The organism is Pseudarthrobacter sulfonivorans, from assembly GCF_031454915.1.
GTDB lineage: Bacteria > Actinomycetota > Actinomycetes > Actinomycetales > Micrococcaceae > Arthrobacter > Arthrobacter sulfonivorans_C.
In genome coordinates, this window is sequence record NZ_JAVDRS010000009.1 from 1 (window position 1) to 16,722 (window position 16,722).

Consider the following 16,722-nt stretch of genomic DNA (forward strand, 5'->3'; position numbering starts at 1 on the left):
CGCACTGCACGGTCACGGACTTCGGGCGGAAACTGCTTGGGCATAATCACTATCTTTCTCACAGAAGATAGCGGCATCAAACCCGGGACGGTTCAGCCTGCGAGGTCGCGGGCCGGGCCTGGGTCACACTCTCCAGAGACTATCCGGTGAACTTAGCTACAGGATGACAACCAGGCTGATCTCTGCAACAAGAACTTTAAAGCTTGTAAAAGAAGAACTTTTTCGACACCGCCGCCCGTAACCTATGGCCCCGCCTAGGCGTGGACCAGCAGACCGGGGAACGGGACATAGAGGTGTGAAGTTGCTTTATTCGTTCTAGTCAGTCGGTGAGACGTCTCGTTTGTCCAGCGTTTCAGGACAGCCGGCAGCAACCGACAACTGACATGTCTGCCGGTGCGGGCCGCGTTCTTCAGCATTGAAGGATCGGCTGAGGGGCTGCGAGGGCACGATGCGCACGCAGGCGACCCCTCCACGCCGGTAAGGTGACCGACCCGCATTGGCCTCACGCATCGATCGACCTGGCCATGGTCATCGGACTCCTGACGAGCCTCCCCACATCATTGCGCGCCCCCTGGAACGCGCCGACTTCGAGCGCATCGTCGACGAGGTACTAGTCCCGCTGTGGGCGAGCCGCGGCTACCCGTGCTAGATTTCGCCTCAAGCCACTTGACCCGGGGCCGACAAATAGCGCTACGGACAAGCCGCCATTTAGCGTCGCGGTTCACAGGGTAGGAGAGCCCGGCCCCTGCAACTCGGAAAGGCGTCTCACCGGAGACCCGTTTCAAGGGGGGTATGGAGGGCTTTCAAGCGAGGATGCCAAATCCCACGTGGACGCCGCTGCTGGCTGTAGCAGTGGAAGAAACGCAACGGTCTCACCAACTTGATCGGTTAGGCGTGCGGTTGCTTCAACAGTGCCCGCTTAGGGTCAAACCGCGGGTGTGGACATTGTCAACAATTTCAGCCTCAAATTGGGTAGTACAGCCTCGGGACTGCTCTGGATTCCGCACGTTTCCGCGGGAGCACAGTGTTTGCAAGGGCTGGAATGCAGTTCGAGTCCAACTCGGGCACGTTTTCCCACGTCAGAGGCGGTTTTAAGCTTCTGTTGTGTGTACATTTACCCTCCAGCGGCCCTCTGAGGCCGGCTGCGGAGTGTGCTTGGCGCCGCGCGCGCCGATGTAATTGTGTGGGTGGCGGTTTAGAGCCCTGGATGGGGGGCCTCCGCCTGCTGGGATCTGGCGTGTTACTGGCTCCTTTCTGATTCTCCGGCAACTGTGGTTGGTTCTTCACCTATTCATGCTGTGATGTTGTGTCGACGACATGAGCTGGGCGAGGTTTTTTGAGTATTTTTCGCCCAGTTTGGCTCCTTCTTGGCCAATGGGTGCCGGAGTGTGGCCCGGTTCTCTTGCCAAAGGGGGTTGCACGTCCTGAAAAGGCTGTTCGGCTTGCATCTGGTCCCTTCCTGCGAGCATTTTGGTCGAAACCAGTTCATGCAGCGAGGCGGTGCGGGCGACATGACGTGCGGGGAAGCCGGCGTCCATCGTCGCTTCGCTCCTCGTCCGTTTCCGGTGACATCTCTTCGTGCTCCCGGGCGTGGTTTCTGACATGACCTGTGGGGGAGACCGGGTGCTGCCGCCCGTCGTGGCGCCGGCGAGGGCCGGCCGTCCCCCAAAAAGGCCATCAGAGACAACTCCCCACTTTGGCTTCAACGCGAATACCGGCCTTTCGTCAGCTGAGCTGGGGGAGGCCCAAATGGTATCCGCCGTGTATCCGAAGGGCTTTGATGGGCCGGGGCGGCTGACTGGGTATGCCCGCCAAAGGGCTGTGGGGTGGTATCCAGGGTGGGGAGTGCGCTGGGATGCAAGCCCGATGGGCCGCCAGCCTACAGCGGCGTGCATAGGTGCCCATGGCGTTTCGTCTGCGGACGGGGAGATAGGCCTTGGAGCCTTTGCGGGATTGAGGCCTGATGGCGGGTATCAGCAACGAACCACCGATTGCACGTAGGCGGGTAGGGAATGGTTTTCGCCGGGATACATCCTTTTCAACGCGGAGTAGCGTATTGATTCAGAGTGGGCTGCTTCTAGTTCTGGCACGCCGGTGGGATCGAGGCCTACTCCGGTCGGACGGCCGCTCGACGCCGTCGGTGACTCATGGACGGAGATGGCGGAATGACCCGAAACGTAGATGTCTCAGGAGCATGGCAAATCAAGCAGGAAAATGGCTTCCTTGTTGACCTGGTTCTGCATCAGAACGAGGACGGCGTACTTGACGGAACCGCGACGCACTCAGGCGAACGGGTTCGGAGTACGAGCGTAGACGGCACTGCCCGGGGGGAGAAAGTCGAGCTGGTGATCCAGTGGAACAACAACACGCGCGGCAGGTACACGAGTGAGGACCATCTCGTGGGCGGCCACTTCACGGGCCCCGACCAAGGGATCCTTAAAGGAAAAGCCTTAGATGAAGTAAATCCGCACGTGACAACCAACTGGGAGAGCCTGCGGTCGTTCTCGCGCGTGAACTGAACTTCGCCCTGACCTAAGCCGTGCGTCTCTTTGGAGACGCTTCGGCATGATCCGCCGGGGTGGCAGAGCCCCTGCTGAATAGATTCGAGGAGAAATGGCGGCGCCAGTTCGCTGACGCCGCCATCTTCTAGTGGGTATTAGGGCATCGAGATGATCGGAGTGGATCTCCAGCTACTCCAAACCGGAATACCAAACGGAGGGTCCTCCTGGTGTCGGGCTTGGTGGAAGACTTCTTCCGGTCCCACTTCGGTGTTGATGGTGGGGAGCACGTTGTGAAGCTTGAGGGTCTTGTTGGCTCCTACGTGAACTGTCTTGGACGAATTCTTTATCAGCTGATTTGGTGCGGGGAAGTCAACCTCCCAGACCCGGTGCTGGACTGTCACGAACCGATCCTTCAGGCAGGTCACCTTTACGGGAGAATCGGTGAGCTTTTTGCCGTGCACGCCAACGCCGACAAAGATCGGGCGCAAAGGCGTAACGCTGCAGGCAAATATGTGCGGGGCTGCGGCTTGGGCCGGGGTTGCCAAAGCGACGGGCGCAGCTGTGAGGGCAAGTGAGGCTGCGACAAGCAAGGCATTCTTCTTGACCGGGATTGTGGCTCCAAACATTTTCGTCTCCTGAGTAGGGGTCCGGCCGGAGAATAATTGCCCCTGCATGCGCAGTTGCGACAATGGCGGTGCGGGAAAACTTGGAACTGACAAACCTCTGGAGGCCGGGGACGGTTCCGGATCAGATTTGACCCGATATGTTCATGTTCCGGTCAGGATAGGCGTCTGCGCCTCCGTGCTAACACGGTTACTGCAGAATCCGGCGAATGAGGTTATCGTCGCCCTCTTTCGAAGCGGACTCAGAGTGCAGGTGGTTCTTGGCGATCGTCGCGAGTAGGACATTCTTGCAAGTGCCGAAGAGGGCCTCGCTGTTGTTGTCGCGGTTGGTGTTGGTGAAGTTTGCGAGGACGGCCGCCGTCGCGTCCTTGTCGCTGCTGAGGCAGCCGCCGACTTTTCGTGCGTACATGTGGGCGTGATCGGGTGTGGTGGGCAGGTCCAGCCGGAGGGTTGCGCCCATCCGGTTGTTTTGGAGCGAGATGCAGACGAGGCTTTCGTGGGGCCAGTAGCCGAGGCTGTGGCCGATGAGGCTGACGAGGTCGGTCCACACTTAAATGTTCCTTGTTCCTTGTTCCTTGTTGCTGTTGTCTGCAGTCATCACTGTCGCGTCCCTCGGCTAACGTTCACTCATCGCATACGAGAGGTCTGAAGGACATGGAGGTGATCCGCAAGCGCAGCATGTAGGGTGACTCCCGACATGAGAGTTCAGTCGCTACATTCGGCCGGGTGTTTTTTAGTTGGTCACGGCCGTGTTATCCCCGTGACGGCAGGAATGAAAAACGGGAGTGGTCCCAGCATCGCCAGCCCCTAGCCTGAATTCGGGAGCTTTGGCAGTTCACGTGATCTTCGCATGCCGAAGGCGACCAGTCTGCCAGTAAGAACCCATATGTCGTGCGGGAAAACGCGAACCTAGTGGAGAGGGTTGCGTTTCATTCAGGGAGAAGCTGTCGATCGGTGGTGCTGGTTTCGCGCCATTGAGGTCACGGGGTTCGTAGCGGCGAGTGCAACCGTAACGAGTGGCTGCGGGGTGGGTTTAGTTTTAGCCTTCCTTCAGCGGGGTATCAGCAGGCTGATTTGTGTCCTGATGTCCTGTACCAGTGACTCGATATCCAACCCAGCGTTCAGACTTGCCGCCATGCTGACGAACATGATCGCCGAGACAATGCGCGCTGTGGTCGCGGCGTCACCCATACCGGCATGTTGTTCCCGGTCCAGTATGGCGGCGATGGCTTCCTCGGTTTGCCCAACGATCGATAGGGCAGCGTGATGGTGCGGTTCAGTAGGGTCTCCGAAGACCATTTCCCGTAGGTAGAAGCGTCCGTTGTCGATTTGGGTTCGGTTGCACTCCACGATCGGTCTCACGATGGACATCACCGCGTCCAGGGCATCCATAATGGTTTCAGCATGTGCTCGGCCGCGTTCGAGGGCTTCGGCGTAGTTGGTGTTCTGGACGAGGAGGAGGAGTTCTCCTTTGGTTTTGGCGTACAGAAAGAGGGTTCCGGTGCCGATGTCTGCTCTGTCGGCGATCTGCTGGGTGGTGACGTCCTCGACCCCGTATTTGGCGAACAGTTCAGTGGCTGCGGCGGTAATGCGGTCCAGCTTTTCCTGCTTGTTCCGCTCGCGCCGTCCGAGCGGCTGAGATGTGACAGGCATGTGGGTTCCTCGGGGCATGAAATGACTGGACTCAGTAATGAGTATATCGAAGCTATGGGGTCAGGGGGCCTAACTGGCGTCCCTACTCTTCGTAGTGGGGGAGTATCCGGCCGTGCTTGACGTACGTCAATGCTGCTTCAACCTCATAGGCGTGGATGGCGGAGACAACGGGGGCCAGCTGATGGGAGGGTGGGGACGGCAGGACTGCCGAAGAAGGCATCGCGGGCTGCGGGGTCGGCGAATCCCAGGATGATCGATGCGTGGAATCTGTGGTCCGCCGGGTTGTCGTGGGCTACATGGGGAGTGTCCCACATCTTCCGGATCCTTCAGCACCCCGGTGATGACCAGGGCGGGCACAAGTCTCTTCGTGACGGTCCGCCGGAACGTGCCTGGGCGAACACCGTGGCGGCGGCGGAGGTAGATGATCGCTCGAGCCCCGACGGTCTCTGCCGGGGAGGCTACGTCAAACCAGCGTGCGGTGTTGGGCGGGCCGGCGTAGAGAAGGGTGCGGCGGAACACGTTGATCTCGTCTTTGTAGGCCAAGGCGGTCTGCTTGCGCCCTTTGAGCGGCGAAAGCGCTGATTGGAAGGTGACTTCGGCGATGCCGTCGATCTTCCGATCTACGGGGATGGTGGTCTCCACCCCTGTGGTTGCCGGCCACAGGCCGGGGTTGTGTTCTGCGAGGTGAATTTGCCGGTATTCCTCCAGCCCTGGTGTGGCGGAGATGATGCCCGAGTGCGGGCCCTTCCAATAGTCCATCCCGGATTGGCGGGGCTGCCCGTTGCGTACCCAGAGCAGGACCGAGGAGGTGAAGTGCTTCGTAGCCTGCGGTTGGGTTGTTGCCGGTGGGGTGCCCATGGCGGTCTTCTTTCGCAGCGTAGTGGTCAGGGGGCGAGAAAGTCGACGACGGCGGGTGCGAACGTTGCGTGGTACTGGAAGATACCACCGTGGCCGGAGTCGGGGTAGATGATCAGTTCGGATCCCTTGATGCGTCGGTGCAGGTCCTCGGAGAGCTCGGAGGGCACCATGCGGTCGTTGTCGCCGTTGGCGATCAGGGTGGGTTGAGTGAGGATGGAAAGGTCGGACGGGGCCGAGCGGCCGTACTTCTTAATTGCTTTCAGTTGCGTCCGGAATGCGCGGGTGCTGATTGACTTGTCACGGTTCTCCGTCCGTTCCTGAAGGCGTTTGATGAAGGCTTTCGCAGCGGGTTTGCCGGTGGTGTTGCGGTTGAAGAACAGGAATTCCTTGGGGTCGGACCTGGTTAGGGTTGCCCGGAGGATGTCCCCGTAGGTGGTGCCGACAACCTTGTCGATGTCTTTGCCTCCTCGTGGACCGGTTCCGGTGAGTACGAGCTTTCGGACGAGTTCGGGATGTTTGACGACCAGGTCCTGGGCCACCATTCCGCCCAATGAAAAGGAGAAAACATCTATCTTTTCGAACCCTAGGGCCTTGATGAAGGTGTAGGCGTCGTCGGCCATTGCTTCGATGCTGTTGGGCACTTATCCTGTGGAAGCGCCTACTCCCGGCTGATCGAAGGTGATCACGTGGCGGTTCTTGGCGATGGGGTCGATGATGCGGGGGTCCCAGTTATCAAGGGTGGCAGCGAGGTGCACGAAGAACACGACGGGGATGCCGCCTTTCGGGCCAAGCTCGCGATATGCGTATCTGACACCTCCGGCGGTGACAGTTCTGGCAGGGGCCTTTGAGTATGAGGTGACTACTGTTTCCTCTGGAGTGTCGGTGTTGCCCATGATGGTTGGTCTCCTGGACTCTCTGGGTGAATGTGGCTGGCGCCGGGTCAGTTGTTGACGGTGAGTACTGCTTTGCCCCGGAATCCGCCTGCGGCCAGGGATTGCAACGCTTCTGGAGCCTCGACGAAGGTAAAGACCTTCCCCACAATGGGACGCAGTATGCCGGCGTCCACCAGTGCGCTGATCTGACGTAATTGGTCGCCGCTGGCGCGCATGAAGAGGAACTCATAGCTGACGCCGAGTTTCCTGGCTTTCTTCCGAATCTTGCTGCTGAGCCCGGTGATTGCCAGACGCAGTATGGGGTTGAGGCCGGCGGTGCGGGCGAAGGCCGGATCGGGCGGTCCTGCGATCCCAATCACCTTGCCACCTGGCTTGAGGATTCGCAGTGATTTCTGCAGGTTCTCCCCTCCGAGGCTGTCCAGTACCAGGTCGTATCCGCTCAGGAGCTGTTCGAAGTCCTGGGCGCGGTAGTCGATAACGACGTCGGCGCCGAGGCCGCGTACGAATCCGGCGTTGGAGCTGCTGGCGGTGGTTGCAACGGTCGCGCCGAGATGTTTGGCGAGCTGGATTGCGATGGAACCGACCCCGCCGGCGCCGGCATGAATGAGAACTTTTTGCCCGGGGCGTACGTTGCCCTGCTCCACGAGGGCCTGCCATGCCGTAAGAGCCACGAGGGGCAGCGAGCCGGCCTCTTCCATGCTGGCCGATAACGGCTTGAGCGCGAGGTCTTCCTCCGCGATGGCAATGCGTTCAGCGAATGTTCCGATGCGGTCCTGGTGGGGACGTGCGTAGACCTCATCACCGGGCTTGAACCCTGTTACTTTTTCCCCGACGCTCAGCACGGTGCCGGCTACGTCGTTGCCGAGGACCAGCTGAAGCTTGTAGGGAAGGATCTGCTTGAACTCGCCCAAGCGGATCTTTTCGTCCAGCTGGTTCAGGCCGGCCGCGTGAACCTGTACCAGCACGTCCCGTTCGCCGACGGCAGGCTCTGCCACCTCCGCTTCGCGCAGCGGTTCCCTGTACTTGGTGATAACGAATGCCCGCATGCGGCGATGCTCCTTCTGATTAAAATGACTTAACTCAATTATGATTCCACTCAGTTAAAAGTCAAGCACTAATAAAAACGCGCCGTGGTGATGGGTTCGACCCATCACCACGGCGCGGCTGCTGATATTAAGACTTGCTGGACGCAAGCTGGGGGTAGAGTGCCTCGATGGGGGCGCTGAGTCCGGCCTTGAGCTGCACGGACGTCTCGTCGGCGAGAACTTCGTACTCGCCGGCCTCCACGGCATCCAGCACCTTGGTAACCAGCTCGGCCGGGTCCATCTTGGGGTCGGTGGCGTGTGCAGCCATCGCTGTGTCGACGTAGCCCACGTGGACGCCCACCACGTGGACGCCGTCGGGGGCGAGTTCAAGGCGCAGCGAATTGGTGGCCGACCAGAGGGCGGCCTTCGTGGCACTGTAGATGCCGCCGACGGCGTACCAGCTCATGGCGGAGTGGATGTCGATGATCGCGGATTCGTTCCTGGCTGACAGGACCGGAGCGAACGCGCGGGCGAGGAAGAGCGGGCCGAGGAAGTTTGTCTCCACGTTGGTCCGGATTTCCTCGTCGGTGTGGCTAAGGATGCCTGGGGTTGCCACGGACGCTCCAGCGTTGTTAATCAGGACTGTGACATCGCCGGCTGCCGCGACTGCGGCCCGGATTGACGCCGGATCTGTGATGTCGAGGGTCAGTGGGACGATCCGTGCGTCCTCCCAGGTGCGGGGGGCGCGTGCGGAGGCGTAGACCTTGCTCGCACCGCGTGCGAGGGCGGCGTGGACGAAGTGGGTTCCGATGCCGCCGTTTGCGCCGGTAACGAGGACGACTGCTCCATTGAGTGATTGCATTTCACGAACTTCCTTGTGTGGATTTCCATCAGCACCGGTCGGCCTGGATGGGCTTTGGATGGTGTGGGATCAGACGTGGGCAAGGGCTGGATAGTCGGTGTATCCGGTGGCCCCGCCGCCGTAGAGGGTGGTGGGATCCACCGCGTTCAAGGGGGCATTCAGGCGCAGGCGTTCAACGATGTCTGGATTCGCCAGTGCGAAACGGCCCAGCGGGGCGACGTCGGCAAGGCCGGCCGCGACGTCGTCGCAATCTGCTCGCGGTTACGTCCGTAGCGGACCACGAGCACCGCCGTCGGCCATATATCCCTGAGGGAGCGGAGCAGTTCGTCGTCGCCACCATGGTGAAGGTGCAGGTACGCCAGGTTCAGGGATGCGAGCTCGCCGACCAGGTGCCGGTACTGGGCGCGCACGCTTTCGGTGTCGCCTTCGTTGATGCCACCTAATGGCATGGCGGGGGAGAGGCGGATGCCCACCCTGTCTGCCCCGATTTCATCGGCGAGGGCCTGTGCGACGTCGATCACGAACCGTGACCGGTTTTCTATTGATCCGCCGTATGCGTCCGTGCGGTGGTTCGCGTTGGGTGAGAGGAATTGGTGCAGGAGGTAACCGTTCGCCCCGTGGATTTCCACTCCGTCGGCGCCGGCTGCGATGGCCGACGCCGCCGCGTGGCGGAAGTCATCAATGGTGGTCTGGATGTCCTCTGTGCTCAGCGCCCTGGGTGTCGGCGTTTTTTGGGTTCCGGTCGGCGTGAAAATGTCCTGCTCGGCGGAAATGGCCGACGGCGCCACGGGCTGGCGGTGGTGGGGCGTGTTGTCCGGGTGGGACATGCGTCCCGCATGCATGAGCTGGATGAACATGGCCCCGCCCTCGGTATGAACTGCTTCGGTGACGTTTCGCCAGCCGGCCACGTGCCCGGGAGTGTAAATCCCTGGCGTGTTGGCGTAGCCCTGGCCGTCTGGCGACGGCTGTGTCCCTTCGGTAATGATCAATCCCAGGGAGGCGCGCTGCCTGTAGTACTCGGCCACGAGGTCGCCCGGCGTGCCATCCGGGTTGGAACGGTTCCGTGTCATGGGTGCCAGTGCCAGCCGATGGGACAGGTCCAGGCGGCCAAGAGTCAGAGGTTGCCACAGTGAGGTAAGGGTCATGGGTTGGTCCTTTTTGCGTCCGTGTGTCAGAGCATCACCCCCGCCCAGCCGATGGCTCGACTGTCGTTGATGACTAGACTCATAACTGAGCACGCTCAAGATATATTCCCACGAGAATCAAGAGGGCGAAGAGCGAACGAAAACTCCGCGTCAGCTACCTGGAATTCAGGTCAGCAGCCACAGGACTTGCGGACGATGAGTTCGGTGGTGAGGAGTTCTATCCCGCCAGCCGGCTCCTCCGGTGAGAGGGCGGCGGCGAGTACCCGCTCCGCGATCCGGTCGAGTGGCTGACGCACCGTGGTCAGCTGGGGCCAGCTGAACTCCGACTCGGATAGCCGAACCGGACCTAAGCCGCTGCATGACACATGCCGAGGCGCTCCTGAGAGGCACAGGTGCAGTCACTGCAACAGAAACAATGCCGCCGGACGTCCCGGAACCTCAGATAGGCACTGCCAACCACGGACAAGGGGAACGTCCACCGAAGCCAGGGTGCCACGCAGAAAGGGTATACGCGGCGCCGTCCGGGCGCGTGTTCAACTGACGGCACCCAGTGGCCTGCGCTGGGGAACAGCAAGCCCTTCCGTCCCGCGGTTCCGTTCGCCGGCCCCTTACGGACCCGGAGGAACTTTCCGCTCCTCGGCGGCCCTTCCCAACGGGGAGAAACTTGTTCAGCCTGTGCTGTGGCCCAGGGCTGCCAGTTCTGATTCGAGTTGCTGCGCCAGCGACCGGAGCCGCCGGACGCCTTCCTGAGAGATAGACGTCGGCTGCGACGTCACTTGTGCGTCGACGTCGAAGACGGTGTTGGGGCTGTGCCAGACATTGAACCACTCAAGGCCGTGGCCGAGCGCGTCACGGGTCACCCCTTGAAGCAGGAGCAGGGGTTCACGGGTACTGGTATGAAGCTTGTGAGCCAGGTCGGCATCTGCGGCCACGGCCTGGACCTGTCTGGGTCCGCCGGCCGGATGGTAGCCGTGCTCCCGCATGAGGCCGAGCAGTGAAGCGTTTTCCAGCAGCTCCTTGGTGAAGTGCGGAAAGAGGTCCCGGGGCACCCAAGTCCTCATGAACGCTACCGGGACCTCTTCGAGGTAGCGGATCCGTTCAATCTTCCACGTATTCGTGGTGTTCAGCGCCTCTACCGCCGATTCCGGCGGGGCTGCGTGTTCGACGGCGATGACATGGGTTCGCAGGCGCTGGCCGTGCGCGGCGGCCTGTTCGTCCAGCCCGCCGGCGCGCTGGAGATGCCGGCGGAGGACCGGTGCGGCGGCCACGACGCTGCCCCGGCCACGCTGGCGACGGATCAGCCCAAGGTCTGACAGTCCGGACAACGCTTGGCGGACCACGCTGCGGGAGACACCGAACTGTTTTTGGAGTTCCTCTTCGGTCGGAAGGGGAGAGCCGGGGAGTAGCGGCCGTTCCAGTATCTGCCGGTGCAGGATGTCCCGGATCTGCGCGTGAAGGGGCGGACCCTCCTCCCGGTTCAGGCCGTTAGCCCGCTCCCGGGGCTCGGCCCCGGCTGGTTGCACACTCACACTGACTCCTTTGCCGCTCGAGCACATCATAGCTCGGCTTTGCTGCATCTCCTGCTTGACGGGTGATCCAAACCACAGGTAATGTACGTACTAATTGTACGGACTTGCTCCGTCGACTGGAACATACAATGACGTAGAAAGGTCGAGTAAATGACGCAGATGCACTTGAGGACCGGGCGCTCACGCCTACCGATGTTTGCCTTCCTCCAAAAGGTCCCCGCAGGCATGATGCTGATCCCGCTCATGCTGGGTGTACTGATGAACACCTTCGCGCCCGAGGCCCTGAAAATCGGCGGCTTCACCACGGCGCTGTTCAAGGAGGGGGCCCTGACACTGATCGCGGTGCTGATCCTCGCCACCGGCGCCCAGATCACTGGAAGCCACAGCGGCAAGGCCGCCGCCTCAACTACGACGGTGGTCCTGGTCTGCAAGACCCTGATCCCTGCCACAATCGCGGTGATCCTGGGCCTGGTGGTCGGCATCGAAGGCATCGCGGGGGTATCGATCCTGGCGATGCTGGCAATCTTCGGAAACAGCAACGGCGCCCTGTGGCTGGCGTTCGCCGGCCAGTACGGCGACGAGCGGGACACGGGCGCTTACGTCGCCAGCGCCTTTGATGACGGACCGTTCCTGGCCCTGATCTTCCTGGGCGCATCAGGGCTGGGCGATATCCCGGTGCTGGCCTTTGCCGCGGCACTGATTCCGTTCATCATCGGCCTGATCATCGGCGCCGTGGACCGGGAGTGGACGAAGGCCCTGGACCACGTGCCGAACATCGTGATTCCGTTCATGTCCTTCGCTGTCGGCACCGGCATCAATCTGAAGACCGTGCTGACCGGCGGATTCGCCGGCATCTTCCTCGGCCTGATCGTCGTCATCTTCACCGGGGGCCTGACCTACCTCGGGTACCGGTTCATCCTCAAGCGCGGCTCCAAGAGCGGCATAGGGTTCGCCGCCGGCACAACAGCCGGCAACGCCGTCGCCGTCCCCGCAGTAGTCGCCGTCGCCGACCCGCGATTCGAACCCTTCGTCGCCTCCGCCTCAGCCCAGGCCGCCACAGCAGTCCTCGTGACAGCGCTCCTCGCCCCGATCGTCGCCTCCTGGGCCCTGAAGCGGGCCGGAGGCCTCCAGCCGGCAGATCCGGTCCCCACCGCAGTCTGAACCAACCCCTTACATCCCCTTCATGGACGGAGAAACCATGCGCGACCCGCGCTCGGTGCGATGCACCTACTACCTAGAGTCCGAAATTGACCCTGCAAAAGCCGCAGCCATCATGGCGGGCGAGCAGTCCAGCGGCACCTTCCTGCCGGTCCCCGGCGAATCCGCACGCATCCGTGAGCGGCACGCCGCACGCATCTCGGACGTCCAGGAACTCGGCTTTTGCCGGCCCTCCCTGCCCTCACGATCGACTCCGGAAAAGGTCCGGGCCGCCCTTGTCACCGTCGATTTCCCCATGGAGAACGTCGGCACGGACCTGGCCACCCTGCAGACCGCCATTGCCGGCAACCTCTTCGAACTGGGCGACCTCTACGCCTGCCGCCTGGAGGACATAGCCCTGCCCGATGACTTCGTCGCCGCCCACCCCGGCCCGGCCTTCGGGATTGAGGGGACGCGAAAGCTCATCAGCGACGTTCAGGGCGTCATGGTCGGCACCATCGTCAAGCCCAACGTCGGACTCTCGGAAGAGGAATTCCGGATCGTGGTCCGGGACCTGGCGATGGCTTCCATCGACCTGATCAAAGACGACGAACTGATGACCGACCCCGCGTACCTGCCGTTGGAGCGGCGGGTCGCGGTCGCTACCGAAGAAATCCGTGCCGCTGAGCAGGTCACCGGCCACTCCACCATGTACGCCTTCAACATCACCGGTGACCTCGCCGGACTGCAGAAACGCCACGACCTGGTCGTTGATGCCGGCGGCACGTGCGTGATGCTGAACATCCCGGTCATGGGCCTGCCCGCCCTGGCCCTGCTGCGCAGCTTCGCCGAGGTACCGATCCACGGCCACCGGGCAGGCCTCGCGGCCTCCATGCGGTCCAAGGCCCTGGGCATGGATTACCGGGTCTGGCAGCAGATGGCCCGCCTCGCCGGTGCCGACCACCTGCACGCCAGCGGGCTTGGCAGCAAGTTCTACGAACTGGACGAAGAGGTCGCCGCGAACATCCGCAGCCTGCTCGAACCCCTCGGACAGACCATCGCCCCGCTGCCCGTCCTGTCCTCCGGGCAGAACGTCACCACCCCCGGGCCGACCTTCGACGCCGTTGGCTCCACCGACCTGATGATGCTCGCCGGCGGCGGGGTCGCGGCCCACCCGGACGGTCCCGGCGCCGGGGTGCGCAGCCTGCGCCAGGCCTGGGAAGCGGCCGTGGCCGGCGTGCCCCTCCAGTCGGCAGCGGACAAGCAGTCCCAAACCGGGGACGACGCACTCCTGCACGCAGTTCAAACCTTCGGAAAAGGTGCCTGACATGGCCGCTTTCGGTTTCGTCGCGGACGACCTCACCGGAGCCGCCGACGTCCTGGCCCAGTCACACCGCTACGGCCTGGAAGCAGCCCTGGTCATTGGCGACGCGCCCCTGCCCGCCGATGCTGACGTCGTCGGAATCGCCGGACCCTCCAGGTCCCTGGCCGGGGAAGCATTCGACAACCTGGTACGCAGGGATCTGGCCGGTATCGCACCACTGAACCTGGAGGTGCTGCTCTACAAGGTCTGCTCCACCTTCGACAGCTCTACCACCGTCGGCAGCATCGGCCGCGGCATCCAGCTGCTCCATGAGCAGTTCCCCCTCCACGGCCCAATCCCCGTCGTCCCGGCCCAGCCAGGGTTCGGCCGCTACACCGCCTTCAGCAACCACTATGCGACCTACGCCGGCCAGACCTACCGGTTGGACCGCCACCCCGTCATGTCCCGGCACCCGTCCACCCCCATGGCCGAGGCCGACTTGCGCCAGGTTGTGGCTGAACAGCTCGGCACCGGGGAAGTTCCTGGTGCCATCCACCTGCCCGCCTTCGAGGACGGCACCTTCAAGGACGCCTGGGCCGAGCGCCGGCGGGAGCCCGGCGCGCAGGCCTTCGTCGTGGACGCCGTGGACGAACGGCACATGGACGCCGTTGCCGAAGCACTGACACGGGAAGAGCACGGCCACGGGCCCTCGATCGTCGTAGGATCAGGTGGCATTATGGCAGCACTGGCGCGATCCATCTCGTCGGATCAGACTCCGCGCGTATCTGGACCGCAGCAGCCCTCAGGACCCGTGCTGGCCATCAGCGCCTCTGCTTCCAGCACCACAGCAGAGCAGATCAACGACGCCATCTCCCAGGGCTGGGAGGACGTGCCCGTATCCGCCGAGCTGCTGCAAGGGCACGACGCCGCGGCCGTAACCGCCCTGGACCGGCGCGTTTCAGCAGCCCTTCAGAAGGGCCGGAACGTCATCGTCCACACCACCCGCGGTCCCGGGGATCCCCGCTATGGAGCCGCCAAACCAGCTGATGCCGGCTACGTCGGCGCACTGATCGGAGGCATCGCCGCCCGCATGGCCACAGCCGGCCTCACCCGGGACATCGCCGTGTGCGGCGGAGACACCTCCAGCCACGCACTCATCGCCATGGGCGTACGCCAGCTCCGGGTCTCGGACCAGTTCGTCACTGCAGGGCCAATCCTGCAAGCCGACGGCGGCTCCGCCGTCGCCGGATGCCGTTTGCTGCTCAAGGGCGGGCAGGTCGGCCCCACCAACATCCTGCGCCGATTCGCAGGCCAACTCCCCGACTGATAACCATCCAGGCATTCCCCACGCACCACCAGAACCAATGAAAGGCGGCCCCCATGCGGGCAGTAGTCAAAAACGCGGCCGAGCGAGGCGTTAAGTACGTCACCGACGCCGGCGACCCCAAAGCAACAGAAGGCACAGTCGTCATCGAAGTCGGCGCTGCGTCCCTGTGCGGCACCGACCGGGAACTGTATGAATGGACCCCCTCCGCGCAGGCCTTCAACCTCAACCTCCCCGTCATCCTGGGCCACGAAGGCGCAGGCACCGTCGTCGAAGTCGGCGCAGGTGTCACCGGGCTGAGTGTCGGTGACCAGGTAGCACTTGAAAGCCACCTCACCTGCGGGCAATGCTTCCCCTGCCGCACAGGCGACGCCCACACCTGCGAACGCACCGGCATCCTCGGCATGCACATCGACGGCGTCTTCGCCCAATACGCAGCGGTCCCCCAGGACATCTGCGTCAAACTTCCCACAGGACTGTCCCTGGAATCCGGCGCCCTGCTCGAAGCCGCAGGCGTCGCCGTCCACGCCATCCAGCGCGCCAACTACTCGGTCGCAGGACGCGCCGTGCTCGTCAGCGGCGCAGGACCCGTCGGCCTCGTCGTCGTGAACCTTGCACTGCTCATGGGCGCCTCCCATGTCATCGCCGTCGACCCCAACCCGTACCGGCGCGCCCAGGCCGAAAGGCTTGGCGCCATCGCAATGCACCCCAATGACGGCATCATCGAACGCTGCCGCGAACTGACCGGCCGCCGCGGCGGCTTCGACGTCGCGTTCGAATGCTCCGGTGCACCCGGCACCCTGGCAACACTCTTCGAAGCCGTCCGCCGCGAAGCCACCGTCATCACCGTCGGACACCCCGGCCGCCCGGCCGAAGTCGACATCGCAGCCCACATCAACAAAAAAGGCATCACCCTGCGCGGCATCTTCGGCCGCCGGCTCTGGGAAACCTGGGAACAAAGCCTGCTGCTTCTCGACTCCGGAAAACTGGAACTCGACTGGCTCATCACGCACCGTATGAAACTCAGCCAAATCGACGAAGCGGTAGAACTCCTCACCGGCGACGCCTGCAAAGTCCTGCTGATCCCGGACCTCGGCTGATCCGAGCCCAACTGCGGAACTGCCTCGGCAGAATTGCGCACCTAAGGCAGAACCAAGGTGACCAAGCGGGGGTGTGCATTTGTGATGCATACCCCCGCTTTTCTCTCCAAATCCAAATGCCGCTTTTAACGACCACATCTTTTGCCAATGCTGCCAACGCCACTCAAGCGATCACAGGGAATGCTGAAAGCTTCAAATTGGAAGGAACCACATGAACGGGGACACTCAAACGGCAAGCTTCGTGAGGCTCGCTACCAAGGCCCGCCCCCTTGACTATCACAATTGGGTCCACCTAAACCCGGGCCACCGAGTTATCGTCAAAAAGGTATGGTTTCGAACCAGAGCACGGCACTGTCAACATCGTCAGCGAGGACGCGACGTACTTCTGGGTCTGGGTTGACGGCCAAAGCCGAATCCTTATCTTTCATGGTGACGGAACAGTAATCCACAAAATCCTCCCCTAACACCACAGGGAAGGTGGGCCAGCAGAACATGAATCGTTCGGACTGGTGCTCTCACTCACCACACTCTGGCGTCTCCTCCCGTGACAGTCCTTGCAGCGCCTGTGTCGTTCAAAGGCAGATTGGTCCAGTACGTCGGCCGGGTTATCCGGCCGTACCCGGGGAAAACCGTGTGGACTGTTCACGACTACTACGACGAATCCACACCCGTATTGGCAGCGTCCCTGAATAAACGGGCGCCAGGGTACGTCTCACTCGGGTTCCCTGATCCGCGCAAGCTAAAAAACAGATGACAGCGTTCCCAAGAC

At 62.4% G+C, this 16,722-nt stretch carries 14 protein-coding genes and 2 pseudogenes; 5 read left to right on the plus strand and 11 right to left on the minus strand.

Annotation, left to right across the window (positions count from 1 at the left end; all coding sequences use genetic code 11):
* Nucleotides 1-1,283 precede the first annotated feature (1,283 nt).
* Nucleotides 1,284-1,538, minus strand: coding sequence for a hypothetical protein (locus J2808_RS17905; RefSeq protein WP_309819358.1), 255 nt, complete (start codon nucleotides 1,536-1,538; stop codon nucleotides 1,284-1,286).
* Nucleotides 1,539-2,165: 627 nt separating this feature from the next.
* Between J2808_RS17905 and J2808_RS17910 the strand changes: the two genes are divergently transcribed.
* Nucleotides 2,166-2,519: a hypothetical protein gene (locus tag J2808_RS17910; protein ID WP_309819360.1), complete on the plus strand. Its 354-nt coding sequence runs from the start codon at nucleotides 2,166-2,168 to the stop codon at nucleotides 2,517-2,519.
* 137 nt (nucleotides 2,520-2,656) lie between these two features.
* On the opposite strand, the gene J2808_RS17915 is transcribed toward J2808_RS17910, so the two are convergent.
* The 10 genes and pseudogenes from J2808_RS17915 to J2808_RS17960 all read right to left on the minus strand — a co-directional run bounded on the left by J2808_RS17915 (nucleotide 2,657) and on the right by J2808_RS17960 (nucleotide 11,089).
* On the minus strand, nucleotides 2,657-3,127 hold the full coding sequence (locus J2808_RS17915; protein ID WP_309819362.1) for a hypothetical protein: 471 nt from the start codon (nucleotides 3,125-3,127) through the stop codon (nucleotides 2,657-2,659).
* A gap of 187 nt (nucleotides 3,128-3,314) precedes the next feature.
* Complete coding sequence (locus tag J2808_RS17920; RefSeq protein ID WP_309819364.1) at nucleotides 3,315-3,674, minus strand: DUF4192 family protein; 360 nt, start codon at nucleotides 3,672-3,674, stop codon at nucleotides 3,315-3,317.
* Nucleotides 3,675-4,174: 500 nt separating this feature from the next.
* Complete coding sequence (locus tag J2808_RS17925) at nucleotides 4,175-4,777, minus strand: TetR/AcrR family transcriptional regulator (protein WP_309819366.1); 603 nt, start codon at nucleotides 4,775-4,777, stop codon at nucleotides 4,175-4,177.
* 126 nt (nucleotides 4,778-4,903) lie between these two features.
* Nucleotides 4,904-5,635 (minus strand): strictosidine synthase, encoded by a 732-nt coding sequence (locus J2808_RS17930; RefSeq protein WP_309819368.1) that lies wholly within the window; start codon nucleotides 5,633-5,635, stop codon nucleotides 4,904-4,906.
* A gap of 26 nt (nucleotides 5,636-5,661) precedes the next feature.
* Nucleotides 5,662-6,528 (minus strand): annotated as a pseudogene (locus tag J2808_RS17935) (alpha/beta fold hydrolase).
* Between the two features lie 47 nt (nucleotides 6,529-6,575).
* Nucleotides 6,576-7,574 (minus strand): NADP-dependent oxidoreductase, encoded by a 999-nt coding sequence (locus tag J2808_RS17940; RefSeq protein ID WP_309819370.1) that lies wholly within the window; start codon nucleotides 7,572-7,574, stop codon nucleotides 6,576-6,578.
* A 127-nt stretch (nucleotides 7,575-7,701) separates the two neighbouring features.
* On the minus strand, nucleotides 7,702-8,415 hold the full coding sequence (locus J2808_RS17945) for an SDR family oxidoreductase (protein WP_309819372.1): 714 nt from the start codon (nucleotides 8,413-8,415) through the stop codon (nucleotides 7,702-7,704).
* Between the two features lie 69 nt (nucleotides 8,416-8,484).
* Nucleotides 8,485-9,560: pseudogene (locus tag J2808_RS17950) on the minus strand (alkene reductase).
* 170 nt (nucleotides 9,561-9,730) lie between these two features.
* Nucleotides 9,731-9,856 (minus strand): hypothetical protein, encoded by a 126-nt coding sequence (locus tag J2808_RS17955; protein WP_309819375.1) that lies wholly within the window; start codon nucleotides 9,854-9,856, stop codon nucleotides 9,731-9,733.
* 372 nt (nucleotides 9,857-10,228) lie between these two features.
* Complete coding sequence (locus J2808_RS17960) at nucleotides 10,229-11,089, minus strand: GntR family transcriptional regulator (RefSeq protein WP_309819377.1); 861 nt, start codon at nucleotides 11,087-11,089, stop codon at nucleotides 10,229-10,231.
* 192 nt (nucleotides 11,090-11,281) lie between these two features.
* Between J2808_RS17960 and J2808_RS17965 the strand changes: the two genes are divergently transcribed.
* From J2808_RS17965 to J2808_RS17980, 4 genes are read left to right on the plus strand one after another with little or no spacing between them, the layout of a single operon-like run.
* On the plus strand, nucleotides 11,282-12,250 hold the full coding sequence (locus J2808_RS17965) for a 2-keto-3-deoxygluconate permease (protein WP_309819738.1): 969 nt from the start codon (nucleotides 11,282-11,284) through the stop codon (nucleotides 12,248-12,250).
* Nucleotides 12,251-12,287: 37 nt separating this feature from the next.
* Nucleotides 12,288-13,553: a RuBisCO large subunit C-terminal-like domain-containing protein gene (locus J2808_RS17970; RefSeq protein WP_309819740.1), complete on the plus strand. Its 1,266-nt coding sequence runs from the start codon at nucleotides 12,288-12,290 to the stop codon at nucleotides 13,551-13,553.
* A 1-nt stretch (nucleotide 13,554) separates the two neighbouring features.
* Complete coding sequence (locus J2808_RS17975; protein ID WP_309819379.1) at nucleotides 13,555-14,856, plus strand: four-carbon acid sugar kinase family protein; 1,302 nt, start codon at nucleotides 13,555-13,557, stop codon at nucleotides 14,854-14,856.
* A gap of 53 nt (nucleotides 14,857-14,909) precedes the next feature.
* Nucleotides 14,910-15,953: a zinc-dependent alcohol dehydrogenase gene (locus tag J2808_RS17980; protein ID WP_309819381.1), complete on the plus strand. Its 1,044-nt coding sequence runs from the start codon at nucleotides 14,910-14,912 to the stop codon at nucleotides 15,951-15,953.
* Nucleotides 15,954-16,722 lie beyond the last annotated feature (769 nt).